A 26,911-nucleotide genomic window follows, 5' to 3' on the forward strand; every position below is an offset into this window, starting at 1 on the left:
ACATGGCGGATTTTCCAACGACAGCGCGGGTTGTTATTATTGGGGGCGGTGTTGTGGGTGTCTCCACACTTTACCATCTTGCCAAAGAAGGTTGGACGGACTGTGTGCTTCTGGAAAAGAACGAGCTGACAGCGGGTTCGACATGGCATGCGGCGGGCAACTGCCCCAACTTTGCGCCCAATTGGGCCGTGATGAATATGCAGCGCTATTCGCTTGAGATGTACCGTGGCCTCGCGGATGAGGTCGACTACCCGATGAATTATCATGTCACGGGTGCGCTGCGTTTGGGGCACACCAAAGAACGTGCCATGGAGTTTGAAAAAGTTGCTGGACAAGCCCGCGCGATGGGCTTGCAGATGGATATGATCACCCGCGAAGAGATGAAGGATTATAACCCCTTTGTTGAGACGCATGATCTTGAAGGTATCCTTTGGGACCCGCTTGACGGTGACATTGACCCCGCACAACTGACCCAAGCACTTGCCAAAGGTGCGCGCGATTTGGGAGCCAATATCCAGCGCTTTTGCCCAGCGACAGGTGTATCACGTGATGGGGATGAGTGGATCGTTCACACGGAAAAAGGCGATATCCGCTGCGAGAAAGTTGTGAACGCGGCGGGGTATTATGCAGCGCGTGTGGGTGAGTGGTTCAAGCCTTTCGGTGGCCGCGATGTGCCGTTAACGGTGATGTCACACCAATATTTTCTGACCGAAGAGATTGACGAGATCAAACAGTGGACCCAAGAAAATGGGCGCAAGACACCAATGATACGCGACGTAGATAGCAGCTATTATCTGCGCCAAGACAAAAACGGTCTGAATCTTGGACCATATGAATTCAACTGCAAAGCGCATTGGACTACCAAAGAAGATCCAATGCCGCACGATTTCAGCTTCCAGCTGTATCCCGATGATCTGGACCGCTTGGAATGGTACATTGAAGACGCGATGGAGCGCGTGCCTTTGCTTGGGACCGGTGGCGTTGGCCGCAACATTAACGGCCCAATTCCATATGCGCCTGATGGCTTGCCGATGATAGGTCCGATGCCTGGTGTGCAAAACGCCTTTGAGGCGCACAGCTTTACATTTGGTATCGTGCAAGGTGGTGGAGCAGGTAAAGCGATGGCCGAGTGGCTGATCCACGGAGAAACCTCAAACGATATGTGGGCCGTTGATCCCCGCCGCTACACCGCGCACGCTGATTTCGACTACAACTTGCAAAAGTCGCTCGAGACTTATGGCCATGAATACGGAATGCATTTCCCGCACAAAGAATGGCCTGCAGGGCGTGACAAAAAGCTGTCACCCAATGATGCGACCGTTCGCGCAAACGGCGGTGTGATGGGAGCTTATAACGGTTGGGAGCGTGCGAACTGGTTTGCCAAAGACGGTGATGATACCTCAATAGAGAGTACAGAAACATGGGACCGCGCAGGTCCATGGGAACCCCGCATCAAAGCTGAAGTAGAGGCGGTGCGTGACGGTGTAGGTGTTCTGGATTTGCCCGGGTTTTCGCGGTTCATCCTTAAGGGCGAAGGTGCTGCTGAGGCGCTTCGATCCACAATCACGGGCGCCTTGCCAAAGACTGGCCGGATGAACCTGGCGTATTTCGCAGACACCAAAGGCCGCCTTCTTACTGAGATGTCTGTTGGCCGTTTAGGCGAAGACGAGTTTCAACTTATCACCGCAGCACCTGCGCAGTGGCATGACTTTGAAGTGCTGCGTGACCGGTTGCCTGATGGTCTTGAGTTGGTGGATGTTACGGATGACTATTCGACCCTCATCCTAACGGGACCGAAGTCGCGCGAATTGTTGGCTGGCTTGACCGATGGTGATCTGTCGTTGGGGTGGCTAACGATCCAAGATGCAACTGTGGCTGGTGAACAGGCGCGTTTGATCCGTGTTAGCTTCGCTGGTGAATTGGGCTGGGAAATTCATGCACCGATGGGCAGCATCAAGGCCATCTATGACGCTGTGCTTGCTGCCGGTGCAACGCCGTTCGGGATGTATGCGCTTAACAGTATGCGGATCGAAAAAGGTTACCGTGCGTGGAAGGGTGATCTCTCGTCAGACTACACAGTGCTTGAAAGCGGGATGGAGCGTTTTGTGCGCCTCGATAAACCGCAGGACTTCGTGGGCAAAGCGGCTATCGCAGCAGAGCACCAGCAGGGGCGTAAGAAAGCTTTCGTCACCATGACTGTCGAGGCGGGCGAGCAAGACGCACCCTATATGGCGCCGGTCTATGCAAATGGTGAAGTGGTCGGTGAAGTCACATCTGCCGCTTATGGTTACCGGTGTGATCAGGCCATTGCGCTGGGCATGGTTCGCATTGATGCGGCGGTTGCTGGTACTCAGCTTGAGATTGATGTCTTCGGCAAGCGTATGGCGGCAGTGGTGCAAGAAGATCAGCCCCTTTGGGACCCTGAGAACGCTCGCATCCGCGCGTAATTTATTTGGCTTCGGCGCGGCCACTCGGGGCTGCGCCTTTCATTTTCATTATCTTTAAGGATCCTTCTGATGAGCCTTCCTGAAAAAGCCCGCGTTGTCATCATTGGCGGTGGCGTAATTGGTTGTTCTGTCGCCTATCACCTTGCGAAAAAAGGGTGGAAAGACATTGTCTTGCTTGAGCGAAAGCAGCTGACGTCTGGCACAACGTGGCACGCAGCGGGCCTGATTGCGCAGCTCCGTGCAACGGCTAACATGACGAAATTGGCTAAATATTCCCAAGAACTTTACGGCGAGCTTGAAGCAGAAACTGGTGTTGCTACGGGCTTCAAACGCTGTGGTTCAATCACGGTTGCGCTGACTGAAGAGCGGCGTGAAGAGATCTACCGCCAAGCTGCAATGGCGCGCGCTTTCGGTGTTGAGGTTGAGGAAATCTCTAACGAGCGTGTCCAAGAGCTTTACCCGCATATCAACCTCGATGGGGTTGTCGGTGCAGTTTATCTGCCCAAGGACGGGCAGGGCGATCCGGCCAACATCGCACTCGCGCTAGCTAAGGGCGCGCGTCAGAACGGCGCGCTTATTAAAGAACGCGTTAAAGTGACTGGCATCGCCAAAGAAGGACAACGCGTCACCGGTGTCGATTGGCAAACTGAGGATGGAAATACCGGTCATATCGAAGCAGACATGGTCGTAAACTGTGGTGGCATGTGGGGCCGTGAGGTTGGTAAAATGGCGGGCGTTTCGGTGCCGCTTCATGCTTGTGAACACTTCTATATTGTCACTGAAAACATTCCCGACATGACGCAGCTGCCCGTCCTGCGGGTGCCTGACGAATATGCGTATTACAAAGAAGATGCCGGTAAGATTTTGCTTGGTGCGTTCGAGCCCGAAGCCAAACCTTGGGCGATGGATGGCATTCCTGAGGATTTCGAATTTGATCAACTGCCCGAAGATTTTGATCATTTTGAGCCTATTTTGGAAAAAGCCGTGGACCGTGTGCCGCTGCTTGCTGAGGCGGGTATTCATACATTCTTTAACGGCCCGGAAAGCTTTACGCCCGATGATGCGTATCATCTTGGTCTTGCGCCCGAGTTGGATAATTTCTGGGTGGCATGTGGTTTCAACTCGATCGGCATTCAATCTGCTGGTGGGGCGGGTCACGCGTTGGCTGAGTGGATGGATAGCGGTGAAAAACCGTTTGATCTGGGTGATGTGGACATTGCACGGATGCAGCCGTTTCAGTCGAATGCGAAGTATTTGTATGAGCGTTCCAAAGAAACGTTGGGACTGCTTTACAAGGATCACTTTCCGTTCAAACAAAAAGAAACAGCACGCGGTGTGCGGCGCTCACCTTTCCATAACCATATGACAGAACGTGGTGCGGTGATGGGTGAGTTTGCTGGCTGGGAACGCCCCAACTGGTTCGCTCGTGAAGCGCAGGAGCCTGCGTATGAATATAGCTGGTCGCGTCAAAACTTCTTTGACAATGTCCGCGAAGAGCACATGGCCGTGCGTCAAAACGTGGGCATGTACGACATGTCATCATTTGGCAAAATCCGCGTTGAGGGGCCAGATGCCGAGGCGTTCTTGAACTATGTCGCTGGCGGTAATTATTCGGTACCTGTTGGCAAAATCGTCTATACGCAGTTTTTGAATAACCGCGCCGGCATTGAGGCGGATGTGACTGTAACACGCCTTGGCGAGACATCCTATTTGGTCGTGACGCCTGCTGCGACACGTCAGGCGGATCAGGTCTGGCTGATGCGTCACCGCGGTGATTTCAACGTTGTGATCATGGATGTTACTGCTGGTGAAGGTGTGCTGGCAATTATGGGGCCGCGCTCTCGTGAGTTGTTGCAGGCTGTATCGCCGAATGACTTCAGCAACGAAGTAAATCCCTTTGGCACTGCCCAAGAAATTGAGATCGGCATGGGCCTCGCCCGCGTTCACCGCGTCACATATGTCGGTGAGCTTGGGTGGGAAGTCTATGTCTCTGCGGATCAATGCGGTCATGTTTTTGAGGCGGTCGCTGAAGCCGGATTTGACCTTGGCGTGCGCCTATGCGGGATGCACATGATGGATACCTGCCGGATTGAGAAAGGCTTCCGGCACTTTGGCCATGATATTACTGCTGAGGATCACATCCTTGAAGCGGGGCTTGGCTTTGCGGTCAAAAAGGACAAAGAAAACTTCATTGGTCGCGATGCAATTTTGCGCAAACAGGACGCGGGCCTTGAGAACCGTTTGGTGCAATTCAAACTGAACGAGCCAGAGCCGCTGTTGTATCACAACGAGCCTATTTTACGCGATGGTGAGGTGGTCGGATATCTTTCCTCTGGCGCCTACGGTCACAACGAAGGAGCCGCAATGGGCATGGGCTACGTGCCGTGCAAAGGTGAGACCGCTGCTGAGATGCTCGGTTCAAAATTTGAGATCGATGTAGCCGGTGTGCGCGTTGAGGCGACAGCACAGATGAAACCTTTCTACGATCCGAAGTCAGAACGGGTTAAGGTCTGAGATAATTCAGTGTAAAGGCGGGGCATGAGTGATACCTATGCCCCGCCCGATATCCCGCTAGAGATCTTGCACGACGATCATGAGATTGTTGTGGTGAACAAACCTGAGGGTTTGTTGAGTGTTCCCGGCAAGGGTGAACATCTGGCTGATTGCCTTGAGGCGCGGGTCCGTGCGGTGTTTCCAACAGCGTTGACGGTCCACCGGCTTGATCGCGACACGAGTGGCGTCATGGTGTGGGCGCTGACTCCTTATGCCCAACGTCATATCAACCTGCAGTTTGAAAAACGCCGCCCCAAAAAGACGTATGTTGCGCGGGTGCATGGCAGTGTTGAGGGGGACGAGGGCACTGTAGATTTGCCGATGATCGTCGATTGGCCAAACCGCCCGCTACAGAAGATTTGTCATGAGATGGGCAAGCCTGCGGTCACCAATTGGAAAGTGATTAAGCGCTTGGACGGCGAGACGCGGCTGCGCATGTTCCCGCAAACGGGCCGGTCCCACCAGTTGCGCGTTCACTGCCTTAGCATGGGAAATCCGATTATTGGCGACCCGTTCTATGCGCCTGAAACAGCGGCAGAATATCCACGTATGATGCTGCACTCAGAGGTGTTGGAATTGCACCATCCCGACGGTGGGCAGCGTCACCGTTTCCGCGCAAAGGTCCCATTTTAGGCAGCGGCAATAGGCGTAACGAAAAAGGCCCCGCATGTTGCGAGGCCTTCTTTTTGTTTCTAGCGCAGTTCCTATTCGGCGACAAATCCGGATAGTGCTTTGACTTCAAGGAATTCATGAAGACCGAACGCACCACCTTCGCGGCCATTGCCTGACTGCTTATAGCCGCCAAAAGGCGAGCCTTGAGCAAAGCCTTTGCCGTTGGTTTCAACCATTCCTGAGCGCAGTTGACGACCCACGCGCATACGCTTGGCATCGTCCGAGCTTTGCACATAGTTGGTAAGACCGTAGACAGTGTCATTTGCCAGTGCGACAGCTTCTTCTTCGGTGTCAAACGGAATGATTGACAGCACAGGGCCAAAAATCTCGGTCCGCGCAATTTCCATGTCGTTGTTCACATCAGCAAAAACTGTCGGGCGAACAAAATAGCCACGGTTCAAGCCGTCTGGGCGGCCTGTGCCACCAGCGACAAGGCGCGCTTCTTTCTTGCCAATCTCGATCAGGTCCTGGATTTTGGTGAACTGTGCTTCTGACACGACGGGGCCAATGTGCTCGCCTTCTTCAGATGCAGGACCGACGCGTGTTGCTTCTGCTGTTGCTGCGGCTTGGATAACTGCTTCATCATAGCGGCTGCGTTCGACAAGCATACGTGTGGGGGCGTTACATGACTGGCCGGAGTTGCGGAAACAGCGTGCTGCTCCGCGGTTTACAGCATCTTCGTCTGCATCGGCGAAAATGATGTTTGCACCTTTGCCGCCCAATTCAAGGCTGACGCGCTTGAGAGTGTCAGCGGCGGCTTTCGAAATTGCGATACCTGCGCGTGATGAGCCTGTGAAGCTGACCATGTCCACATCAGGGTGGCATGAAAGTTGTGAGCCAACGCCGGGTCCATCCCCGTTTACCAAGTTGAACACGCCAGCAGGGAACCCCGCTTCATGCATGAATTCAGCAAACAAAATACCCGACAGCGGGGATACTTCGGATGGTTTCAGCACGACTGTACAGCCGGTCGCGATGGCGGGAATAACTTTCAGGATGATCTGGTTCATTGGCCAGTTCCAAGGCGTGATCAAAGCACAAACGCCAATCGGCTCCAGAAGTGTAGCCTCGGTTGGTGTGTGCATTTTTTCAAATTCAAACCCGTCAAAGGCTTTCAAAAAGCCGTCGATGTGCCATGTGCCGGCGCCAATTTGTTGAACGCGTGCAAGTTGCTGCGGTGCGCCCATCTCTGTTGAGATTGCTTGGGCCATGTCTTCGGCGCGGGACACGTAAATGTCGCGGAACTTTTGCAACAATGCGACGCGGTCAGCTTTGTCTGTTTGGGACCAGCCGGGAAATGCGGCTTTCGCTGCTGCGACTGCTGCATCTGTGTCAGCCTGATCCCCGATGGCGATCGTGGCGCATACTTCCTCGGTTGAGGGGTTGATGACATCCATCGTTGCAGCACTGTTGGGGGCGACCCATTGACCGTTGATGTAGAATTCCTGAGTGTTCATTTTGCGCTCCCTGACGGCCTAAATTTTGTGCACACTGTCACGAGGAGGCGGGTTCGTTCAAGCCTCAGTTACGTCACTAACATGCGGGTTCCGACCTTTACGTGCGGATAAAGCATTTGCATGTGATCATTGCGCAGTTTGATGCAGCCAGTCTCATAGGCCAGCCCGATTGACCACGGTATGTTGGTGCCGTGAATGCGGTAGTATGTGGGGCGCCCGTTCACTGCCATGTAAAGCGCTGCCGCGCCCATGGGGTTACGCGGATCGCCGCCATCAAGCCCGCCTTTGTATTGAGCATAAAGGTCTGGTCTTCGTTTGAGCATACGGGGCGTCGGGGTCCAGCGGCGCCATTCAGCTTTGTGGTGAATTGTGGCGCGGCCTTTGAAATCAAGGCCTTGTTCACCCAAGGAAACGCCCACGCGCCACGCCACGCCACGCTTGCGAATATGAAAAAGCTGAAACCGGTCTGACAACACCCGAATACTGCCTACGCGCCACGATTCAGGAACTTTAACCATCGCGGGTTTGAAATGCTCTTCCAGCTCGTACGCGCCATTCGAGTCTTTCGCTGCACGCTTAAAGAACGCCGCAGCGGGAGAAGCTGCAAGCAAGGCAGGTGATGCAAAAAGAAAAGATCGCCGAGAAATCATAACAAGACACCGTTTACGGCCTTTAAGGTTAACATAAGGCGAAATGTGGGCGCAAAACGAAAGCCGCCGCATCACAAAATTTTGCCTCAGACAGCGACCAGATAACAAAAAGCCCCACTATTTCTAGCAGGGCTTTGAGATGATTAAGCGGTGAGAAAGAATTTATTCTTCTTCGTCGCCTTTTTTCTTTTTCGGCTCTTCTTTGATCTCTTCGCCAGTTGCTTGATCCACTACTTTCATAGAAAGGCGAACCTTGCCGCGGTCATCAAAGCCCAGCAGTTTGACTTTCACTTCCTGGCCCTCTTTGAGGACGTCGGATGGGTGGTTCAAACGGCGGTTTTCGATTTGGCTGACGTGTACCAAGCCATCGCGCTTACCAAAGAAGTTCACGAATGCACCGAAGTCGACGATTTTGACGACTGTACCGGTGTAGACCGCGTTCACTTCTGGCTCTGCCACGATGGAATAGATCATGTCGTAGGCTTTTTGGATGGCTTCTGCGTTTGCAGAGGCGATCTTGATGATGCCGTCATCGTTGATGTCGACTTTAGCGCCGGATGTTTCAACGATTTCACGGATCACTTTACCACCAGAACCGATGACCTCACGGATTTTATCCGTTGGAACCTGCATTGTTTCAATGCGCGGCGCGTGAGCAGAGAATTCACTCGCGCCAGACAGCGCTTTGTTCATCTCGCCAAGGATATGCATACGACCGTCTTTTGCTTGGTCGAGTGCTTTTTCCATGATCTCAGGTGTGATGCCTGCGACTTTGATGTCCATTTGAAGTGATGTGATACCTTTTTCGGTACCCGCCACTTTGAAGTCCATATCGCCAAGGTGATCTTCGTCGCCAAGGATATCGGTCAGGATCGCGTATGATCCGTCATCTTCAAGAACGAGGCCCATAGCCACACCAGCAACAGCTGATTTAAGCGGCACACCAGCGTCCATCATGGACAAAGAGCCACCACAAACTGACGCCATTGAAGACGAACCGTTTGATTCAGTGATCTCAGAAACAACGCGCACAGTGTACGGGAAGTCTGTTGCAGCTGGCAGAACAGCCTGAAGAGCCCGCCATGCGAGTTTACCGTGACCGATTTCGCGGCGACCGGGAGGGCCAAAGCGGCCAACTTCACCAACGGAATAGGGAGGGAAGTTATAGTGCAGCAAGAAGTTCGACTTATACATGCCCTGAAGGCTGTCAATCATCTGCTCGTCATCGCCCGTGCCCAAAGTGGTCACAACCAAGCCTTGTGTCTCGCCGCGTGTGAACAGGGCTGAGCCGTGTGTACGTGGCAAGAAGCCAGTTTCACAAACGATGTCGCGGACTTCATCCGTACGACGACCGTCAATGCGCTTGCCGTTTTTCACAACATCACCGCGCAGAACGCCGCTTTCGAGTTTCTTGAGCGCTGTGCCAAGGTTCTCGTCTGCGAGCTGCTCTTCTGACAGGCTTGCTTTGATTTCTTCTTTGACGGCGGCAACAGCGGTTGTGCGCTCTTGCTTGTCACCGATTGCATATGCCGCGCGCATTTTCTCTTCGCCAGCGGCTTTAACTGCTGCGAACAAATCGCTGTAGTCAGGTGCCTGGAAGTCAAACGGCTCTTTGGCGCAATCTTCAGCCAAAGCAATGATCAGATCGATCGCTGGTTGGATTTGCTCGTGAGCAAATTTCACAGCGCCAAGCATCTCGGCTTCAGTAAGCTCGTAAGCTTCTGATTCAACCATCATCACAGCGTCTTTTGTGCCGGCAACAACCAGATCAAGGCGTTGATCAGGGTTGTTCTTTAGATCGTGCATATCGTCGATCTCTGGGTTCAAGATGTAATCGCCATCTTCATAACCGACGCGGCACGCAGCGATTGGGCCCATGAATGGAGCACCAGAAATGGTCAGCGCAGCAGATGCCGCGATCATTGCAACCATGTCAGGGTCGTTTACGCCGTCGTGCGACAGAACAGTACAGATCACCAGAACTTCGTTTTTGAAGCCAGGAACAAACAACGGACGGATCGGACGGTCGATCAGGCGCGATGTCAGTGTTTCTTTTTCTGTTGGGCGGGCTTCGCGTTTGAAAAAGCCACCGGGGACTTTACCAGCAGCGTAGTATTTCTCGTTGTAGTGCACTGTCAGCGGGAAGAAGTCTTGGCCCGGCTTTTGTGCTTTTGCGAAGGTGACGTTCGCCATTACGGATGTCTCACCGTAAGTAGCGATAACAGAACCATCAGCTTGGCGAGCAACTTTGCCTGTCTCAAGCGTGAGGGTTTCTTCACCCCATTGGATAGATTTTTTCGTGACGTTAAACATATACGTTTCCTAGTTCGGCCCACGTGGGGCCATTAGCGTAGAGGGCGAATTCCCTCTGATCCCGATATCTTATTTGGTGGGCGCTGGAATCCGGGCGCCAACTTTCAGATAGCGGCGCAATACAACAGAAAGGGCAGTTTGGGAAGCAATACCGCAAGGCCGCCAATATTCCGGCGTATAGCGTCCGAAAATGGCCTTTGGGGCGGTAGGATAGAAAGCAAAAAGGCCGCCTGATTTAACAGACGGCCTTTTCGTATTCGACTGGTTTGAAATGCGCTTAGCGGCGCAGGCCCAAACGCTTAATCAGGTCTTGGTAACGTGCTTCGTCTTTGCCACGGACATAGTCCAAAAGCTTACGACGCAGAGCAACCATTTTCAAAAGGCCACGGCGACCGTGGTTGTCTTTTTTGTGTGTTTTGAAGTGCTCAGTCAGGGTCGCGATGCGCGACGACAAGATTGCAATCTGAACTTCGGGGGAACCAGTGTCACCCTCTTTGATTGCGAAATCTTTCATGATCTGTGCTTTTGTTTCAGCTGTAATCGACATCGGGGTCTCCTTTAAGGTTAGAGTGATGGCGCAAGCCGAGATGTCGTTCAGCAGGGCCCATGGAGGTATCCACACAAAGCGCGGATGAGGGCGTATAGGCGCAGATGGCTGTAAATGGAAGCGATTCTTTGCGCTCGGCTTACTGCGTTACAGCCTAGTTTACTCCGCAGCGGGGCCAATCACCGTTCCGTAAGCATCCGACATACGCATCACCACCAAATCGGAGACATCCTCAATAGCGTTAGACGTGACTGTCCCAATCGTTTGCCCCGCCAACAAAACCTCGGTCGTGCCATTCAAGCGTGGCCGCAGTTGCACTTCACTGGGGTCATAGGTTTTCTCGTCATCAATAATCACAATCAGCTGGTCTGTGTCGGGCCTGAACTCCGCAATATTACACGGATATTGCCATGCCCATTGGGCAAAGCTTGGCGGACGGATTGATGGCTCTGGTGATATTAGCTTTAACATTTTAACCCCTACTCAAACTATCGCCCAAAGACGGGTGATCTGTGGCAAGGATGTGGAGGTGTCCGCCGCGAACTGTGGCAAGAGTTTGGGCTTTAGTGAGATTTGTTCGCAGTTAAGTCCAAAGTACAGGTTTTTGACTGTAGGCAATATAAAGCGGGTGTTTGGGGTGCCCGTCTTTGGACAAGCCCAAATGCGATAGCGGTTTGCCCGTTTGAACGAGTAGTCCTTTCACAAAGGCGCCTCGCTGCATAAAGGCACCGTGTGTTCCCCATGCGCAGACAATTTGATTTGCGATGACCGCCGCCTGCGTGATTGCGGCGTCATTATTCGGACCGATTGGGTCTTTTGAAGCGCGCATTTTGCGTGGGTCTGTGTCACGCCACGCAAAGATATTGGTCACGCAAAAGCTGCCAAAGCCCAAGGTCCGCGCACGCCTTTCACAACGCTCAACAGTTGGGTCGTTTTGCACCTCTGTTGCGGTGGACGGGTTTAGCATAACGAACAAAACGTGCTCTTGGGATTGGTCCCAGGTGCGCGTGAGGGAGTAGCGGTATTTCTCACAATCTGAATAGACCGCTACGGACGGCGCATCATCTTTGATATGTGTTCGTGTGATCATTCGGCAGGTAAGTTAAACACCCGCGAAGGATGCAGGTTGCCCGCTTTGAAAATACCAACAGCGACAGGGACGCCTTGGTGGCTTACCCACGCTTCTTCGCCATATTCCGCCGCGCCAATTGCCATGGCAGGGTTGCCGTTGCGAAACCGCGTGGCCGCTGCTGCATCACATGTCAGATGTGGTAGATCGCTCAGACCCAACTCAAGCGGGAGCAGCAGGTCGTCAATATCAGCGGTACGCGCAAGCTCTTCAATGCGCTCAAGACCGATCGCGTTTTCTACGTCAAAAGGGCCTGACCATACACGGCGTAACCATGCAACGTGACCATAACAGCCCAACGCGTCGCCCAAATCACGCGCGACTGATCGCACGTATCCGCCTTTGCCGCAGGTCATTTCAATAATCGCGTGATCCGCATCTGGCCGGTCACTCAGGATAATCTCGTCAACAAAAAGTGGACGCGCGGCGACTTCGAAGTCTTCACCATCACGGGCGAGTTTATAGGCGCGTTCACCATCGATTTTCACGGCTGAAAATTTTGGGGGCACTTGCTCAATATCGCCCAGAAATGCCTGAAGTTTTGCTTTGATGTCATCGTCCGTGGGGCGGGTGTCAGAGCGTGCTATGATTTCACCCTCTGCGTCATCAGTGTTGGTTGCCTCACCAAATTTCACGGAAAACTCGTATGCCTTAAGCGCGTCTGTGATGTAGGGAATGGTTTTTGTGGCCTCACCCAACGCTACGGCCAGAACGCCGGTCGCATCAGGATCGAGCGTGCCTGCGTGCCCTGCTTTTTTGGCATTGAACGCCCAACGCACTTTGTTCACCACAGTCGTAGACGTGGGACCTGCGGGTTTATCAATGATGATCCAGCCGCTGATATCGCGGCCATTTTTGCGTCGTGCCATGTAAATACTCGGTGTTAGTGTGAGGCAGAGATGATCGGGCCCATCGGCTGACCAATATCAGAGCGGCCAAGGGATGGGGCGTGTAACTTGCTTATGCGCCCGTCAAAGTAAAGCGCGTTGGGTGTTTTAAGGGCACCTCTGAAAAAGAGCGCCATCTGGTGGAACGTAACAGCCCCGTTCGACATGACGAAAAAGGCGGTCTTGCCATTGTCGGTAGTGCCAACGCCATTGCGGATGTTGGTAAAGGTGCTTTTGGGCAAAAAGCGGGGATGCAATTCGCCGTCAATCACAAACATCGGACCGGATTGTGTTGCATGGACACAGGGCTGTGGGGATTGCTGAAAAGCGAGGGTTTCAATAACCCGAACGGCGCTGGGCGTGATGCACAGGATCCCGTTTGGTAACAGCCCGAAGTTGCCGGGGCCTGCGTTTGGGATGACACGCATGATTTCAACGCCGTCCTCCACATAGTAACCGACGGGTGATCGATCCGGATGATACATGCCTGCGTTCATCGCAAAAGGCAGGGGGCCTTGGGTGGCCTCAAGGCGGCGGAAACTGCCAATGACCTCACCATCGTCACCCCTAAGATGCAGTCGCAACACGGACGGGTCGTCCACAGTACAAACGGTATATTCAGCACCTTCATGGCTTTGAACGGCGCATGTCGTTGGTTGAACATCTGCAAGCGCGCATGTGCCCGCGGCCCAAAAGGCCAACGTGAGAAGCGCACGCCGCATTGCTTTAGTCCTCGGCGTCGTCGCTGGGCGCTTGCGCATCACGGCGCACAACGTCTTGGGCCAGCAATTTCTTGGTCGCATCAATTTGATCGTAGGTGTCATCCGCCAAAAACCGCAGCTCGGGCGAAAAGCGTAGGGTCAGCTTTTTATCAAGCGCGTGTCGCAACTCACCTTTGTTGCGCTTAAGTGCGGCGATTGCCTCTTCCTTTTTGTCCCCGCCCAATGGCAGCGCGTAAACAGTCGCAATCCGCAAGTCGGGGCTTACGCGCACTTCGCCAATAGATAGATACAGCCGGTTCAGGTCTGGATCGTGGATTTCTCCACGTGTCAAAACCTCCGACAGAGTGCGGCGAATAAGCTCGCCAACGCGCAATTGGCGTTGGGACGGAGCACCAGAGTTATCAAATTTGTTCTTTGCCATACGCGGGATGTATGACGGATGGCCTTCCTTGCCAAGCGTAGGTGTCGTAGGACGGTACGGAATATGGAGAGAATGATGACTGATTTGCCGAAAATAGTGGTAACGGGTGCTTCTGGCCGGATGGGGCAGATGCTGTGCCAGACAATTTCCCAGAGTAATGCCTGCACATTGGTTGGTGCGATTGAGCGTGCGGGTCACGACTGGATCGGCCGTGATATCGGCGTTGCGATGGGTGGTACTGAAATGGGCGTGATCGTCAGCGACGATGCCCTTGCTGCATTTGCACAAGCACAGGCAGTCATTGATTTCACCGCTCCCGAAGCGACGATTGAGTTTGCGGCCATCGCTGCACAGGCCCGTGCGGTGCACGTCATCGGCACGACGGGCTTCACGGACGAGCAGATCGAGCGGCTTGAGCCGGCCAGCCGTCACTCGGTTCAGGTGCGCGCGGGAAACATGTCTCTGGGTGTAAACTTGCTGACGAAACTTACCCAAATGGTGGCCAAAGCGCTGGATGAGGATTTTGACATCGAAGTGATAGAAGCCCACCACCACCACAAAGTGGATGCTCCAAGCGGAACTGCATTGATGTTGGGCGAGGCTGCTGCAGCGGGTCGCGGTGTTGCACTGAGCGATGTGCGCGACGCGGGACGCGATGGCATGACGGGCGCCCGCAAACGCGGCGATATCGGTTTTGCCGTGGTCCGTGGTGGTGATATTGTTGGAGAGCATGACGTGATGTTTGCCGCCGCTGGTGAGCGTATTGTGTTGCGCCACATGGCAACAGACAGAGCGATCTTTGCGCGCGGTGCCCTAAAGGCTGCACTTTGGGGTCAATCGCGCGGGCCTGGGCAATACGATATGTTCGACGTTTTGGGCCTTTAGGCCGCTGATTGATCCAAATTGGCATGCCTTGCGTAACAACAGTGTATGTCAACGAGGATCGCACCATGGGCTTGGGAAATGTCTTTGCCACTATTTTGATTGGAACATGTGCGCTTGCGTCTGCAGCGCAGGCCGATGGTTTTGCGAAGATTGATAACGAAGAACGCTTTCGCAGCGTGATCCAAGGCAAGTCACTTCACTACCCGGGCATTAAATTGCGTGTTGAAGAAACGGGCGAGATTATGGGCCGCGCACTTGGTCGTGCCGTGACTGGCGATTGGGCGTGGCAATCAGGCTATTTTTGTAGAAATCTTAAGTGGGGATCGCGTGACATTGGCTACAACTGCCAAGAGGTGCGCGTGAACGATAACAAGTTACGCTTTACATCAGATCGTGGCGCAGGACGTTCGGCGGTTTTATCACTGCGCTAGCGCTGCCTTACATCTTGATCAAAAGTCGATCGCGATGCCTTTCTTTTCCCAATCACCAAAGCGAACAGGTTCGGGGCCATCGCGGCCACCAAGTTCCTTGGGCAGTGCGTCGGCTTTTGCTTTGGCGCGGCGCTCTTCGGCTTCGGCCAGCGCGCGTTTAGCGGCGTCAGGAAGATTTTGGTACGGGTCATTTGTTGCGTCAGTCATGAGCGTGATATAGGCCGCAAGCAATTGTTGATCAAGGATATCACCACATGGCGGATCAAGGACTGGCTCCACGGCGCGCAGCGCTCAAACTTCTTGAGGCTGTTTTGGCCCAAGGGCGTTTGCTGGCCGAGGTGAGCAATACCCTCGATCACCTCAAGGCAGAGGACCGCGCACGCGCGTATCGTCTGGCCGTTCAAACACTGCGGCACCTTGATAAATGTGACCACGTTCTTAAACCGTATTTGAAAAAAAACCCTCCGCTGATCGTGATGAATATTTTACGATTAGGCGTTGTTGAGATCTGCGAAGACGGCGCTGCGGCACACGGTGTGGTGAACGCAGGCGTCACGCTGACTTCGAAATTACCCCGGGTTGGCGGCCTTAAAGGTATGGTTAATGCTGTGTTGCGCCGCGTGGCCGAAACGGGTCCGGATGCTTGGGCAAAACTGCCGCCCGCCCGCATGCCCAATTGGCTGCGTGGCCCGCTTGTGGCGGCGTGGGGCCGTAGCAGTGTCGAGGTCATGGAAAAAGTCCAAGCCGCAACGCCTCCGCTCGATATTTCTTTGCGTGGTCGCGATGGTGATGTGACGCCCGAAGCTGTGACGCTTCCCACAGGATCACACCGTCTTGCGGCGTTCGGGCAAGTCTCAAAGCTTGATGGTTTCGATGAGGGTGCTTGGTGGGTTCAAGACGCCGCGGCTGCCCTTGCTGTCAAAGTGCTTGCCCCCAAAGTAGGTGAGCGTGTCTTGGACCTGTGTGCAGCACCAGGTGGCAAGACGATGCAATTATCTGCGGCTGGTGCGGATGTGGTGGCTGTTGATGATAATGCCAACCGTCTCAAGCGGGTTGAGGAAAACCTCGCGCGTGTGGATTTGAAGGCGCAGCTGGTGAACAGCGATGTGTTTGAAGTGAGCGAAGATGAGCACGGGCTTTTCGATGCTGTATTGCTGGATGCGCCTTGCTCGGCAACCGGTACGATGCGCCGACATCCGGATTTGCCCCACGCCAAAGACGGCAGTGATTTTGGTGCGCTGATCGATTTACAGGCCCGAATGCTTGCGCACGCGATGCGCCTTGTGAAACCGGGTGGCCGGCTGGTTTTCTGCACCTGTAGCCTGCTGCCCGATGAGGGCGAGGTCCACATTGATGAGGCGGATCTGACAGGCTGGAGCGTTGACCGTGCGGCGCTGTCTGTTGAGGGTGTTGAACCAAATTGGATCAGTGAAGAGGGCGGTTTGCGCTTGCGGCCTGATTATTGGGCTGAACGCGGCGGCATGGACGGATTTTATATCGTGTGCCTGCGCAAAGACGATTGATGACACCTTGCGAGCAACGGGCTAACCTGTGACAAAACCGGCCATATCGTAGGATGTGGTGTTGGGGTGTTGCGGCATAAACGTCGCGTAGTCGGGTGAGTTAGTTGAGCAAAAAACAAGTTCCAACGATGGCGGATCGCTTTCATGCGTGGCGTGCTGGTAAATGCGCTGCGGCGACGGGATTTGTGGGCCAGCCTGAGCCTCGCAGTATTGGCAGTTACAACAAAGGCCGCCAGATCGTGGCGGGTAACTTGATGTTTGCGGGAGAATTGATCGAAGCGCCCGATACATCACTTTGGGACATTGAAATGCCGTCCGCGGATTTCAGTAGTGAGGCTCACGGGTTCTTGTGGCTTGATGATCTGGCCGCGGCAGGTGATGCCAAGGCACGCGATCTGGCGGGGCATTGGCTTTCGGAGTGGATCACGAAGTATCCCGCACCTTCACTGCCCGCATGGTCCCCTGAGGTAACAGGGCGGCGCGTGATCCGGTGGGTGAACAACGCGCTGTTTATTTTGCGCGGTAGTGGCGCGGACATCTCTGACGATTACTATACATCTCTTTCCAAACAGACTGAATTCTTGGCCCGCCGTTGGCGTGTTTTGCCAAGTGGTTTAAGCCGTTTCGAAGCGCTTGTTGGGATCATTTATGCTGGTCTTACCATTGAGGGGATGCAGCATCACGTTGATCCGGCCATGAAAGCATTGGCCAGTGATTGTGACGCCCACATTGATGCGCAAGGCGCGATTGTAAGCCGTAATCCCGAAGAGCTGTTGGACGTATTGACACATTTGACGTGGGTGCAAAAAGCGTGTGCTGCTGTTGGGCGTGAGCCAGCAACTGCGATCAGTAATGCGGTTGAGCGGATAGGCCCAACTCTGCGGGCGCTGCGACACGCGGATGGTGGACTTACGCGTTTTCATGGCGGTGGGCGCGGCGTGGACGGCAAGCTGGACCAAGCGCTTGCAGATGCTGCGAGCCGCATGGCGCGTACGGGTGATACTGCCATGGGATTTGCGCGGTTGAATGGCGGACGCACGAGCCTGATTATTGATGCAAGCCCGCCTCCTGTAACCACGAATGCGCGCCGGGCACATGCCAGCACCTTGGCGATGGAACTCACGTCTGGCAGGCGGCCATTGATCGTAAACTGTGGCGCAGGTGTATCTTTTGGCGATAGATGGGCGCGGGCGGGACGGGCGACGCCGTCGCATTCTGTTCTGCATCTTGAGGGGCAGTCCTCTGCGCAGTTGAACGATGAAGGGCATCTGGTGGGTGGTCCGCAAACGGTTCAGTTGGATATTCAGCGCACCGCAGAGAACCAAAAGCTGGGGGCCGCGCATGATGCTTGGGCAGGCTCACACGGGCTGACGCATGTGCGTGAGTTGGAGCTGTCCGCAGATGGGCGCGTTTTAAACGGTTCTGACATGCTTACAACGATGAATGATGCGGATAAGAATCGCTTTGACTTGGCTTTGGATGCCACATCTTTGCAGGGCATTGCCTACAGTGTTCGGTTTCACCTGCATGCAGAAGTGGACGCTTCACTGGACATGGCTGGCCGTGCGGTATCGCTTGTTTTACGCTCGGGTGAAATTTGGGTTTTTCGCGCAATTGAAGGTGTGCAACTGTCACTTGAGCCGTCTGTTTATCTGGAAAAGGGGCGAATTGCCCCGCGTGCGACAATGCAGATTGTCCTTTCGGGTAAAGCCGTGGCATACGCCAGCCAAGTGAAATGGTCACTCTCCAAAGCGCAGGACACGCCGCTGGCGGTCCGCGATTTGTTCGACAGTGGCGATGCACGCGACTGGAACGACTAAACTTAGGACCAAACACATGCCCAATCTTGCCCCTGTTACCCGCGCTTTACTGTCAGTTTCTGACAAAACCGGACTTGTTGAATTGGGCCAAGCGCTTGCACGGCACGGGGTTGAATTGCTGTCTACGGGCGGCACAGCAAAGACGCTACGCGATGCGGGTCTTAACGTGAAAGACGTGTCCGAGGTGACGGGTTTCCCCGAAATGATGGATGGGCGTGTCAAAACCCTTCATCCCGTTGTGCATGGTGGCCTTCTTGCCCTGCGCGACAACACAGAGCACCGCGCCGCGATGGATGAGCATGGTATTGGCCCGATCGATTTGGTTGTCGTGAACCTTTATCCGTTTGAAGAAACAGTGGCTAAGGGCGCCGACTACGACACCACGATTGAGAACATCGATATTGGTGGACCTGCGATGATCCGCTCGGCCGCAAAAAACCACGGGTTTGTGAACGTTGTTGTTGATGTTGAAGATTATGCGGCTGTCATTGCGCAACTTGATGCAAATGGTGGGCAAACTGAGTACGCATTCCGTCAAGGTCTGGCCCAAACGGCCTATGCGCGCACCGCAGCGTACGACACTGCGGTTAGCACTTGGATGGCTGCGCAGGTCGAAGGCACGCCGCGCCGTGTTTCAGTTTCAGGCACATTGGCGCAAACACTACGCTACGGCGAGAACCCGCATCAGTCAGCGGCGTTCTACACGGATGGCAGCACCCGCGCGGGCATCGCTACGGCCAAACAACACCAAGGCAAAGAGCTGTCGTACAACAACATCAACGACACGGATGCGGCGTTTGAATTGGTAAGTGAATTTGGCGGTGGTGCGCCAGCCTGCGCCATCATCAAGCACGCTAACCCATGTGGTGTGGCGACAGGTGAGACACTTCGTGATGCCTACACGCGGGCCTTCCAATGCGACCAGACAAGCGCTTTTGGCGGGATCATCGCGTTGAACCAAACGTTGGACGCTGCAACGGCTGAGGAAATCACCAGCATCTTTACCGAAGTGGTCATCGCCCCTGATGCAACGCCTGAGGCGATGGAAATCTTTGCCAATAAGAAAAATCTGCGCCTTTTGACCACTGGTGGTTTGGCGGATGCTTCTGCGGCAGGTCAGACGATCCGTCAGGTAGCAGGTGGCTATCTTGTGCAAGACAAAGACACAGGCCGCGTCAGCATGGACGACCTGAAGGTGGTGACGAAAAAGCAGCCAAGTGAGCAAGAAATGAAAGACTTGATGTTTGCTTGGACCGTGGCGAAGCACGTCAAATCAAACGCAATTATCTACGTCAAAGACGGCGCTACCGTTGGTGTGGGCGCAGGCCAGATGAGCCGCGTTGACAGCACACGCATTGCTGCGCGCAAAGCCGAAGATATGGCGCAAGAACTTGGTTTGGCCGCACCCTTGACCCAAGGGTCTGTGGTTGCGTCCGATGCGTTCTTCCCATTTGCAGACGGCTTGATCACTGCGGCTGAAGCAGGTGCCACCGCAATTATTCAACCCGGCGGCTCAATGCGTGACGATGACGTAATTGCTGCAGCTGATGAGGCTGGCCTTGCTATGGTATTCACCGGCATGCGCCATTTCCGCCACTAATGAAGCGCGCGCTCACAGTTGCCGCGCTGATCTTTGTATTGGATCAAGCGATTAAGGTTTGGGTCGTTCAAGTCATGGACCTTAAAACGCTTGGGTCGATCAACGTGATTGATCCCTACCTTAATCTGCGCATGGCATGGAACCGGGGTGTTAACTTCGGTTTGGGTGCTGGGCTCGACATGCGCTGGATACTCATTGGTGTCGCACTTGTGATCACGGCTGCTGTGGTGTGGTGGGTTGCGCGTGAACAAATGGGCAAATGGGCGCAGATCAGCGCCGGTTTGCTTATTGGCGGGGCGCTTGGCAACATCATTGACCGGATTGTTTACGGTGCCGTTGCGGACTTTTTGAATATGTCCTGCTGCGGGATTGAGAACCCTTTTGCGTTTAACGTGGCCGACATCGCCATTTTTGTGGGCGCGATTGGTTTGGTTTTTTTGACGCCGTCTGGTGAAAATAAGAAAAGCACCTGACGCGCCTAAAAATCTAGGTTATCTAAACATAACGACTGGGCAGGGGCATTATGGGTTATCTGATTAAAGCCACGATTTTGATGATTGTTACCACTCTTGCACTTGCTGGCTGCGAGCGCGGGGAACCTCAGCTGTTGAATTTGAAAAAGTCGCAGTCTGGCCCTGATGAATTTGCAATTTTGCCAAATAAGCCGCTGCAAGAACCTGCTAGTTTTGCTGAGCTTCCTACACCTACATTGGGTCAATCCAATCTGGCAGACCCCACACCTTTTCGCGATGCTGTGGCAACACTTGGCGGTAGCCCGCAACGCATGAACGCTGATGGTCGTGCGGGCGACAGTGCTGTTCTGGCGCATGCTGGCCGTTACGGGACTGACGCCAATATCCGCTCCACTCTGGCGGCCAGTGATCTGGAGTTCCGCAAAGCAAACCGTGGGCGTTTGTTGGAACGCGCGGCAAATGTGAATGTTTATTTCAAAGCCTATGCTCAGCAAGCATTGGATCAGCATGCCGAGCTTGCACGTCTGCGCAGCGCTGGCGTGCGCACCCCCGCTGCACCGCCGCTGCCGCTTGCCGAATAACTCATCACGAGTACGCCATCGGCCTTGAATGATTTGCGCGCCACCGTAGCTTACAGTCTGTAACAACGGAGTGTTTTCGATGCGCTTAGCCTTTCTTATGCTTGCCTCATTACTGTGGATGCCACTGACTGCGGCTGCGGCGGATAATGTCACAACATTCGCGCTTGATAACGGCATGGAGGTGGTTGTGATCGAAGACCACCGCGCACCTGTTGTGGTGCACATGGTCTGGTACCGCGCAGGTGCCGCTGATGAAGACCCCGGAAAATCTGGTATCGCACATTTTCTTGAGCACCTGTTATTCAAAGCAACGGATGACATGGAAGCGGGCGAATTTTCCAAAGTCGTTGCGGCCAACGGTGGGCGCGACAATGCGTTTACCAGTTACGACTACACTGCGTATTTTCAACGCGTGGCTGCGGACCGCCTTGACTTGATGATGCGGATGGAAAGCGACCGAATGCGCGATCTACGCCTGACTGAAGATGATATCGAGACCGAGCGGAACGTTGTTCTGGAGGAACGCAACCAGCGCACAGAAAACGATCCGGGGTCCTTGTTTGGGGAACAGCGCATGGCAGCACAATACCAAAATCACCCTTACGGCATTCCCGTCATCGGTTGGAAGCATGAGATTGCGCAGTTGGGATTAGACGATGCGCTGGCATATTATCAGCGCTTTTACGCTCCTAATAATGCCGTGTTGGTTGTGGCGGGTGATGTGTACCCAGATGAGGTGAAGCGCCTTGCGGAAACGTATTACGGCGTACTTGAGCCAACCAAAGACCTTACGGCGCGTGCGCGGCCTACTGAGCCGCCGCACCGCGCCGAACGCAGGTTGGTATTTGAAGACCCCCGCGTGGCACAGCCCTACGTGATCCGCACATATTTGGCGCCTGAGCGTGACAGTGGTGCGCAAGAAAAAGCAGCGGCGTTGACACTGTTGTCCGAATTGTTGGGTGGCAATCCCGCGACCTCATTCTTGGGGCAGCGGCTGCAATTTGATAGCCAAGACGCGGTTTATACAGGCGCGTTTTATTCAGGGTTATCGCTGGACGATACAACCTTTGGCGTTGTGATGGTGCCCACGCCTGGGGTTTCGTTGAGCGAGGCAGAAGCCAAACTTGATGCCGCCATTGCGCAGTTTCTTGAGGCGGGAATTGATGAAGAACAATTAGCCCGTATCAAGGTGCAGTTGCGCGCTTCTGAGATTTATGGCCGCGACTCCGTTCAATCCTTGGCGCGAACATATGGCGCGGGGCTGACGTCCGGTTTGACTGTAGCGGATATCCAAGCGTGGCCAGATGTTTTGGCCGCTGTCACGTCTGATGATATCCTGCAGGCCGCGCGGGCGCTATTTTTAGACCGTAAAGTGGCAGTCACCGGCTATCTTCGTTCACCGACTTCACCCGAAGCAGCATCACAGGTGTCACAATGATCCGTTCTTTTATTACCACCTTCGTCGCGTTTTTGATGACGGCCCACACAGCCTTTGCCGCCGTGGAGATACAAGAAGTAACGTCCAAGTCTGGGATCAAGGCGTGGTTGGTGGAAGAGCATTCGATCCCGTTTGTGGCGCTGGAAATTCGCTTCAAAGGCGGTGCTTCGCTTGATGCGGAGGGCAAGCGCGGTGCAATCAATCTGATGACAGCTCTGCTTGAAGAAGGCAGCGGCGACATGGACGCGCAGGCATTTGCACAGGCACGTGATGCGCTGGCGGCGGACTTTTCGTTTGATGTAAGTGACGACTCGCTACAGATTTCCGCGCGGTTTTTGACGGATACACAAGACGAGGCCATCGCCCTTTTGCGCCAAGCGATCCTCAAGCCGTTGTTTGAACAGTCAGCGATTGATCGCGTGAAATCACAGGTGCAATCGATCATTGCGTCGGACCTAAAAGACCCGAATTCAATCGCAAGCGAGACGTTTGCCCGTCTTGCCTACGGGCAGCATCCTTATGCATCCAATATCAACGGTACGCAGCAATCTGTTTCGGCATTGACGCAGGCAGATCTGTTTGAAGCAAAAGATCGAACGATGGCGTTGGATCGTCTTTATGTGGGCGCATCGGGTGACATCACGCCCGACGCGCTGGCGTTTCTATTGGATGATTTGTTGCTTGGACTGCCCAAAAGTGGCGCGCCGATGCCCGCACAAGTCACGCAAACACTTAAAGGCGGTGTGACTGTTGTACCATTCGAAACACCACAGTCTGTAGCGCTTTTTGGACACAGCGGACTTCGCCAAGATGATCCTGATTTTTTCGCGGCGTTTATTTTGAACACCATTTTGGGCGGTAGTGGTTTTGAAGCCCGCCTGATGAAAGAAGTGCGCGAGGAGCGGGGCCTTACCTACGGCATCGGTTCCTATTTGGTGCCCAAAGACTACGCCGCGATGTATTTGGGTCAGGTTTCAAGCGCAAATGACCGGATTGCAGAGGCGGTCGAAGTCACAAAGCAAGTCTGGGCAGATACGGCGCGAAATGGCGTGTCCGAGGATGAGTTGTCCCGCGCCCAAACGTATTTGACCGGTGCGTATCCGTTGCGGTTTGATGGCAATGGGCCAATCGCGAATATTATGGTTGGAATGCAAATGCAGGGCCTTCCGATTGACTATATCCCAACCCGCAACGACAAGGTCGAGGCCGTGACACTAGAGGACGTAAACCGTGTAGCAGCTGAGTTGTTACGCGCAGATGATCTGCATTTTGTGGTAGTCGGTCAGCCAATGGGATTGCAAAGCACCAACTAGTCGAATCTGTGGTGGCGTGCTAGCTATTGTGGCATGCCAGACACCGTCAACAACATACGCCCTGTCATCCGCCAATTGGACGCAAATGCCATCAACCGCATTGCGGCCGGTGAGGTTGTTGAGCGGCCAGCTTCTGCAGTGAAAGAGCTTGTAGAAAACGCCATCGATGCAGGCGCGCAGCGTATTGATATTGCAATTGCACAGGGCGGCAAATCTTTAATCCGTGTTACTGACGATGGATGTGGTATCGCGCCGGATGATCTTGGGCTTGCCCTCTCACGACACGCCACCTCAAAGATCGATGGCACCGACCTTTTGAACATTCACACGTTCGGGTTTCGCGGTGAAGCGCTTCCGTCGCTTGGGGCGGTAGGACGTTTGACGATCACTTCGCGCGCGGAAGGTTTTGATGCCGCTGAAATCAAAGTCAGTGGCGGCGAGATGGGCAGTGTAAAGCCTGCTGCACTAACACGTGGTACCATCGTTACGTTGCAGGATTTATTTTATGCCACGCCAGCACGATTGAAATTCATGCGGTCTGACCGCGCCGAGGTGCAGGCAATTAGTGACGTCGTAAAGCGTCTTGCTATGGCCGAACCCTTCGTCAGTTTTACCCTGCGCGATGTGTCTGGTGGCGGTGAAGGTCGGGTGACGTTTCGCGCAGATGCGCAGACTGGTGATATGTTTGATGCATTGCATGGCCGCCTTGCAAACGTTCTTGGGCGCGAATTTGCAGATAACGCAGTACCGATTGATGCAGAACGCGATGGTTTTCACCTAACTGGTTACGCGGCACTTCCTACTTATTCCCGTGGTGCTGCGGTTGCGCAATTCTTGTTTGTGAACGGCCGCCCTGTGCGCGACAAAGTCCTCGTCGGTGCTTTGCGCGGCGCTTACATGGACTTCCTTTCGCGCGATCGCCATCCTGCCGCGTGTCTCTTTTTGGACTGTGATCCAACCATGGTGGATGTAAACGTGCATCCTGCCAAATCTGAGGTCCGGTTTCGCGAAGCTGGTGTGGCACGCGGGTTGATTGTGAGTGCTGTGCGCCATGCGCTGGCCAATGCGGGGCACCGTGCATCGACTACCATTGCGGGCGAGACTTTGGGTGCGATGCGTGCGGAAGCAGTTGAGCCGCGCATCTATCAAATGGACCGGCCCAGCCAAGGTGGGCTATCTGCGTCTTATGCTGCGCAAGCACCTATGTTTGAGGACGGGCAAACCCCTTTTGATGCGCCCTCTGCACGTATTGAGGCAAATGCGCCGACAGACACGCCATTGCCTGATCACCCGTTGGGGGCTGCGCGTGCGCATTTGCATGAGAATTATATCGTTGCTCAAACCCGTGATGGGATTGTTTTGGTCGATGCGCATGCCGCCCACGAAAGGCTTGTTTATGAGCGCCTCAAAAAGCAGATGGCGGAAAACGGTATTGCGCGGCAAGCGTTGCTGATCCCTGACATCGTGGAGCTATCTGATGGGGACGCTGCACTGATCATCGGGCAAACGGATACGCTGGCGCGGTTCGGTGTGGTGGTGGAACCTTTTGGTGCAGGCGCAATCGCTGTGCGCGAAACGCCTGCGCTATTGGGCCAGTGTGATGTGTCAGGCCTTATTCGTGATGTGCTCGATGAGTTGCATGACCTTGGTTCAAGCGATCTGGTGCAAGCCAAGATTGAGGCGATTTTAAGCCGTGTTGCTTGTCACGGTTCTGTTCGTACAGGCCGGCGGTTGAATGGGGATGAGATGAATGCACTGCTGCGCGAGATGGAGACGACCCCGCACTCTGGCCAATGTAACCACGGCCGCCCCACATACGTGGAGCTGAAGATGACTGATATTGAGCGGTTGTTTGGCCGCACATGATTGAGATTGGTGCGTATAGCTTTTCGCTTGAAGATCCGCTTCATCTGTTGGGCCTTGTGGGCATTGCAGCGTTGGTGCTGATCATTTTGTTGTTGGTTGTGACCACCCGTGCGGCGGGCCGGTCAGCGCGTGCAACAGGTCCTCTTGCGGCACAAATGCAAGGGCTGGGCCAGCGGGTTCAAATGCTATCTGATGGGCAACAGCAACTTGCAGGAGGTCTGACCCATGTGTCAGAGGCGCAGGCCGCTGCACAAGCAAATATGCTTCAATTGATGGAGCAGCGCCTTCAGGCGGTTACCGTGCAGATGAATGAAAACTTGTCGGGTACGTCACGTCGCACCGCGCAGTCTTTGGGAGAGTTGCAACAGCGATTGCAGGCGATCGACAAAGCTCAGGACAACATTACGAAGTTGAGTGGTGATGTGCTGTCTTTGCAAGATATCTTGAGTAACAAACAAACGCGCGGGGCGTTCGGCGAAATCCAGTTGGCTGATATTGTGTCCAAGGCGCTGCCAAGCGACAGTTACACGATGCAGGCGACCCTTTCGAACGGCAAGCGCGCGGATTGCCTTATTCACCTGCCTAATCCACCAGGGCCCATTGTTGTGGACGCAAAGTTTCCTCTGGAGGCTTATGAAAAGTTACGCAGTGCTGCGAATGATTGGGAGGTAAAGGACGCCGCCCGTCAGTTGCGTCAAAGCGTGCGCGCCCACATTAAAGCGATATCCGAAAAGTATCTGATTGAGGGCGAAACCGCCGATGGTGCGTTGATGTTTTTACCGTCAGAGGCAGTCTATGCAGAACTGCATGCCAACTTCCCCGAGGTGGTGCGTGATGGGTTTGCGGCGCGCGTTTGGATTGTGTCACCAACGACCTGCATGGCGACCCTGAATACGATGCGAGCTATTTTGAAGGATGCGCGAATGCGTGCGCAAGCGGGCGCTATTCGAAAAGAGCTATCGATGTTGTTTCAGGATGTTGAACGGCTCGGTGCCCGGGTTGAAAACCTTGATCGGCACTTCGGTCAGGCAGCGAAAGACGTGGCAGATATTCGGATTAGCGCTGAAAAAGCGGGTCGCCGTGCTCGGCGTCTTGATGCGTTTGATTTTGAAGAACTCGAGGCAGCTGACGGCCCTGATACTGTCCCGCTTGTAGACAAATAGCCCGTTAGCTGAGGTCAGCT

General features: G+C 54.3%; 24 protein-coding genes. 14 read left to right on the top strand and 10 right to left on the bottom strand.

Annotated elements, in window-relative coordinates; all coding sequences use genetic code 11:
- Nucleotides 1-2: 2 nt before the first annotated feature.
- The 3 genes from NeNHUV3_RS08820 (at nucleotide 3) to NeNHUV3_RS08830 (ending at nucleotide 5,633) form a co-directional block, all read left to right on the top strand.
- Nucleotides 3-2,447: an FAD-dependent oxidoreductase gene (locus NeNHUV3_RS08820; RefSeq protein WP_391480952.1), complete on the top strand. Its 2,445-nt coding sequence runs from the start codon at nucleotides 3-5 to the stop codon at nucleotides 2,445-2,447.
- 69 nt (nucleotides 2,448-2,516) lie between these two features.
- On the top strand, nucleotides 2,517-4,961 hold the full coding sequence (locus NeNHUV3_RS08825; protein ID WP_391480954.1) for an FAD-dependent oxidoreductase: 2,445 nt from the start codon (nucleotides 2,517-2,519) through the stop codon (nucleotides 4,959-4,961).
- A gap of 24 nt (nucleotides 4,962-4,985) precedes the next feature.
- Nucleotides 4,986-5,633 (top strand): pseudouridine synthase, encoded by a 648-nt coding sequence (locus tag NeNHUV3_RS08830; RefSeq protein WP_391480956.1) that lies wholly within the window; start codon nucleotides 4,986-4,988, stop codon nucleotides 5,631-5,633.
- A gap of 71 nt (nucleotides 5,634-5,704) precedes the next feature.
- Here NeNHUV3_RS08830 and NeNHUV3_RS08835 read toward each other — a convergent pair whose 3' ends face one another.
- From NeNHUV3_RS08835 to rbfA, 9 genes are all read right to left on the bottom strand, one after another.
- Nucleotides 5,705-7,129: an aldehyde dehydrogenase family protein gene (locus NeNHUV3_RS08835; protein ID WP_341246785.1), complete on the bottom strand. Its 1,425-nt coding sequence runs from the start codon at nucleotides 7,127-7,129 to the stop codon at nucleotides 5,705-5,707.
- A gap of 68 nt (nucleotides 7,130-7,197) precedes the next feature.
- Nucleotides 7,198-7,740: a L,D-transpeptidase gene (locus tag NeNHUV3_RS08840; RefSeq protein ID WP_391480957.1), complete on the bottom strand. Its 543-nt coding sequence runs from the start codon at nucleotides 7,738-7,740 to the stop codon at nucleotides 7,198-7,200.
- A gap of 201 nt (nucleotides 7,741-7,941) precedes the next feature.
- Nucleotides 7,942-10,092: a polyribonucleotide nucleotidyltransferase gene (gene pnp / locus NeNHUV3_RS08845; protein ID WP_048598716.1), complete on the bottom strand. Its 2,151-nt coding sequence runs from the start codon at nucleotides 10,090-10,092 to the stop codon at nucleotides 7,942-7,944.
- 277 nt (nucleotides 10,093-10,369) lie between these two features.
- Entirely contained in the window at nucleotides 10,370-10,639 is a 270-nt protein-coding gene (gene rpsO / locus NeNHUV3_RS08850; RefSeq protein WP_048598717.1) for a 30S ribosomal protein S15, read from the bottom strand.
- A gap of 159 nt (nucleotides 10,640-10,798) precedes the next feature.
- Nucleotides 10,799-11,110 (bottom strand): hypothetical protein, encoded by a 312-nt coding sequence (locus NeNHUV3_RS08855; protein ID WP_391480959.1) that lies wholly within the window; start codon nucleotides 11,108-11,110, stop codon nucleotides 10,799-10,801.
- A 112-nt stretch (nucleotides 11,111-11,222) separates the two neighbouring features.
- Entirely contained in the window at nucleotides 11,223-11,729 is a 507-nt protein-coding gene (locus NeNHUV3_RS08860) for a DUF1643 domain-containing protein (protein WP_391480960.1), read from the bottom strand.
- Nucleotides 11,726-12,637, bottom strand: coding sequence for a tRNA pseudouridine(55) synthase TruB (gene truB, locus NeNHUV3_RS08865; RefSeq protein WP_391480962.1), 912 nt, complete (start codon nucleotides 12,635-12,637; stop codon nucleotides 11,726-11,728). Before truB ends, NeNHUV3_RS08860 begins: the two co-directional genes overlap by 4 nt.
- A 14-nt stretch (nucleotides 12,638-12,651) precedes the next feature.
- A complete protein-coding gene (locus NeNHUV3_RS08870) occupies nucleotides 12,652-13,377 on the bottom strand; it encodes a phosphodiester glycosidase family protein (protein ID WP_391480964.1) in 726 nt (241 codons plus the stop codon).
- Nucleotides 13,378-13,381: 4 nt separating this feature from the next.
- Complete coding sequence (gene rbfA, locus NeNHUV3_RS08875; protein WP_391480965.1) at nucleotides 13,382-13,798, bottom strand: 30S ribosome-binding factor RbfA; 417 nt, start codon at nucleotides 13,796-13,798, stop codon at nucleotides 13,382-13,384.
- 75 nt (nucleotides 13,799-13,873) lie between these two features.
- Here rbfA and dapB point away from each other — a divergent pair, with 75 nt between their 5' ends.
- Together dapB and NeNHUV3_RS08885 are read left to right on the top strand one after the other, a co-directional pair.
- Nucleotides 13,874-14,683, top strand: coding sequence for a 4-hydroxy-tetrahydrodipicolinate reductase (gene dapB, locus NeNHUV3_RS08880; RefSeq protein ID WP_341246791.1), 810 nt, complete (start codon nucleotides 13,874-13,876; stop codon nucleotides 14,681-14,683).
- 65 nt (nucleotides 14,684-14,748) lie between these two features.
- The gene (locus tag NeNHUV3_RS08885; protein ID WP_391480967.1) at nucleotides 14,749-15,114 is read left to right on the top strand and encodes a dihydrodipicolinate reductase; all 366 of its coding nucleotides are present in this window, start codon (nucleotides 14,749-14,751) and stop codon (nucleotides 15,112-15,114) included.
- 18 nt (nucleotides 15,115-15,132) lie between these two features.
- Here the strand turns inward: NeNHUV3_RS08885 and NeNHUV3_RS08890 are convergent, their stop codons facing one another.
- Nucleotides 15,133-15,321 carry a DUF1674 domain-containing protein gene (locus NeNHUV3_RS08890; RefSeq protein WP_391480969.1) on the bottom strand — a complete coding sequence of 63 codons (189 nt, stop codon included), beginning with the start codon at nucleotides 15,319-15,321 and terminating at the stop codon, nucleotides 15,133-15,135.
- Between the two features lie 47 nt (nucleotides 15,322-15,368).
- Between NeNHUV3_RS08890 and NeNHUV3_RS08895 the strand changes: the two genes are divergently transcribed.
- The 9 genes from NeNHUV3_RS08895 to NeNHUV3_RS08935 all read left to right on the top strand — a co-directional run bounded on the left by NeNHUV3_RS08895 (nucleotide 15,369) and on the right by NeNHUV3_RS08935 (nucleotide 26,891).
- Nucleotides 15,369-16,637, top strand: coding sequence for an RsmB/NOP family class I SAM-dependent RNA methyltransferase (locus NeNHUV3_RS08895; RefSeq protein WP_391480971.1), 1,269 nt, complete (start codon nucleotides 15,369-15,371; stop codon nucleotides 16,635-16,637).
- Nucleotides 16,638-16,741: 104 nt separating this feature from the next.
- Complete coding sequence (locus NeNHUV3_RS08900; RefSeq protein ID WP_391480972.1) at nucleotides 16,742-18,457, top strand: heparinase II/III family protein; 1,716 nt, start codon at nucleotides 16,742-16,744, stop codon at nucleotides 18,455-18,457.
- A gap of 16 nt (nucleotides 18,458-18,473) precedes the next feature.
- A complete protein-coding gene (gene purH, locus NeNHUV3_RS08905; protein WP_391480973.1) occupies nucleotides 18,474-20,057 on the top strand; it encodes a bifunctional phosphoribosylaminoimidazolecarboxamide formyltransferase/IMP cyclohydrolase in 1,584 nt (527 codons plus the stop codon).
- Nucleotides 20,057-20,530, top strand: a complete 474-nt coding sequence (gene lspA, locus NeNHUV3_RS08910; protein ID WP_391480975.1) for a signal peptidase II — start codon at nucleotides 20,057-20,059, stop codon at nucleotides 20,528-20,530. The genes purH and lspA overlap by 1 nt, the downstream gene beginning before the upstream one ends.
- A 50-nt stretch (nucleotides 20,531-20,580) precedes the next feature.
- The gene (locus NeNHUV3_RS08915; protein ID WP_391480976.1) at nucleotides 20,581-21,111 is read left to right on the top strand and encodes a DUF3035 domain-containing protein; all 531 of its coding nucleotides are present in this window, start codon (nucleotides 20,581-20,583) and stop codon (nucleotides 21,109-21,111) included.
- Nucleotides 21,112-21,190: 79 nt separating this feature from the next.
- Nucleotides 21,191-22,549: a M16 family metallopeptidase gene (locus tag NeNHUV3_RS08920; protein WP_391480978.1), complete on the top strand. Its 1,359-nt coding sequence runs from the start codon at nucleotides 21,191-21,193 to the stop codon at nucleotides 22,547-22,549.
- A complete protein-coding gene (locus tag NeNHUV3_RS08925; RefSeq protein ID WP_391480979.1) occupies nucleotides 22,546-23,862 on the top strand; it encodes a M16 family metallopeptidase in 1,317 nt (438 codons plus the stop codon). The genes NeNHUV3_RS08920 and NeNHUV3_RS08925 overlap by 4 nt, the downstream gene beginning before the upstream one ends.
- A gap of 33 nt (nucleotides 23,863-23,895) precedes the next feature.
- Nucleotides 23,896-25,728, top strand: a complete 1,833-nt coding sequence (gene mutL, locus NeNHUV3_RS08930; RefSeq protein ID WP_391480981.1) for a DNA mismatch repair endonuclease MutL — start codon at nucleotides 23,896-23,898, stop codon at nucleotides 25,726-25,728.
- Nucleotides 25,725-26,891, top strand: a complete 1,167-nt coding sequence (locus NeNHUV3_RS08935) for a DNA recombination protein RmuC (protein ID WP_391480983.1) — start codon at nucleotides 25,725-25,727, stop codon at nucleotides 26,889-26,891. Before mutL ends, NeNHUV3_RS08935 begins: the two co-directional genes overlap by 4 nt.
- Nucleotides 26,892-26,911: the final 20 nt, after the last annotated feature.

Origin of the sequence: Nereida sp. NH-UV-3 (assembly GCF_042939535.1) — a bacterium.
Classification (GTDB): domain Bacteria; phylum Pseudomonadota; class Alphaproteobacteria; order Rhodobacterales; family Rhodobacteraceae; genus Nereida; species Nereida ignava.

Excerpts from the sequence above, each read along its gene's own strand:
- NeNHUV3_RS08820 (WP_391480952.1), top strand. The coding sequence starts at position 3 with ATGGCGGATTTTCCAACGACAGCGCGGGTTGTTATTATTGGGGGCGGT.
- NeNHUV3_RS08825 (WP_391480954.1), top strand. The coding sequence starts at position 2,517 with ATGAGCCTTCCTGAAAAAGCCCGCGTTGTCATCATTGGCGGTGGCGTA.
- NeNHUV3_RS08830 (WP_391480956.1), top strand. The coding sequence starts at position 4,986 with ATGAGTGATACCTATGCCCCGCCCGATATCCCGCTAGAGATCTTGCAC.
- NeNHUV3_RS08835 (WP_341246785.1), bottom strand. The coding sequence starts at position 7,129 with ATGAACACTCAGGAATTCTACATCAACGGTCAATGGGTCGCCCCCAAC.
- pnp (WP_048598716.1), bottom strand. The coding sequence starts at position 10,092 with ATGTTTAACGTCACGAAAAAATCTATCCAATGGGGTGAAGAAACCCTC.
- rpsO (WP_048598717.1), bottom strand. The coding sequence starts at position 10,639 with ATGTCGATTACAGCTGAAACAAAAGCACAGATCATGAAAGATTTCGCA.
- NeNHUV3_RS08855 (WP_391480959.1), bottom strand. The coding sequence starts at position 11,110 with ATGTTAAAGCTAATATCACCAGAGCCATCAATCCGTCCGCCAAGCTTT.
- NeNHUV3_RS08860 (WP_391480960.1), bottom strand. The coding sequence starts at position 11,729 with ATGATCACACGAACACATATCAAAGATGATGCGCCGTCCGTAGCGGTC.
- truB (WP_391480962.1), bottom strand. The coding sequence starts at position 12,637 with ATGGCACGACGCAAAAATGGCCGCGATATCAGCGGCTGGATCATCATT.
- NeNHUV3_RS08870 (WP_391480964.1), bottom strand. The coding sequence starts at position 13,377 with ATGCGGCGTGCGCTTCTCACGTTGGCCTTTTGGGCCGCGGGCACATGC.
- rbfA (WP_391480965.1), bottom strand. The coding sequence starts at position 13,798 with ATGGCAAAGAACAAATTTGATAACTCTGGTGCTCCGTCCCAACGCCAA.
- dapB (WP_341246791.1), top strand. The coding sequence starts at position 13,874 with ATGACTGATTTGCCGAAAATAGTGGTAACGGGTGCTTCTGGCCGGATG.
- NeNHUV3_RS08885 (WP_391480967.1), top strand. The coding sequence starts at position 14,749 with ATGGGCTTGGGAAATGTCTTTGCCACTATTTTGATTGGAACATGTGCG.
- NeNHUV3_RS08890 (WP_391480969.1), bottom strand. The coding sequence starts at position 15,321 with ATGACTGACGCAACAAATGACCCGTACCAAAATCTTCCTGACGCCGCT.
- NeNHUV3_RS08895 (WP_391480971.1), top strand. The coding sequence starts at position 15,369 with ATGGCGGATCAAGGACTGGCTCCACGGCGCGCAGCGCTCAAACTTCTT.
- purH (WP_391480973.1), top strand. The coding sequence starts at position 18,474 with ATGCCCAATCTTGCCCCTGTTACCCGCGCTTTACTGTCAGTTTCTGAC.
- lspA (WP_391480975.1), top strand. The coding sequence starts at position 20,057 with ATGAAGCGCGCGCTCACAGTTGCCGCGCTGATCTTTGTATTGGATCAA.
- NeNHUV3_RS08915 (WP_391480976.1), top strand. The coding sequence starts at position 20,581 with ATGGGTTATCTGATTAAAGCCACGATTTTGATGATTGTTACCACTCTT.
- NeNHUV3_RS08920 (WP_391480978.1), top strand. The coding sequence starts at position 21,191 with ATGCGCTTAGCCTTTCTTATGCTTGCCTCATTACTGTGGATGCCACTG.
- NeNHUV3_RS08925 (WP_391480979.1), top strand. The coding sequence starts at position 22,546 with ATGATCCGTTCTTTTATTACCACCTTCGTCGCGTTTTTGATGACGGCC.
- mutL (WP_391480981.1), top strand. The coding sequence starts at position 23,896 with ATGCCAGACACCGTCAACAACATACGCCCTGTCATCCGCCAATTGGAC.
- NeNHUV3_RS08935 (WP_391480983.1), top strand. The coding sequence starts at position 25,725 with ATGATTGAGATTGGTGCGTATAGCTTTTCGCTTGAAGATCCGCTTCAT.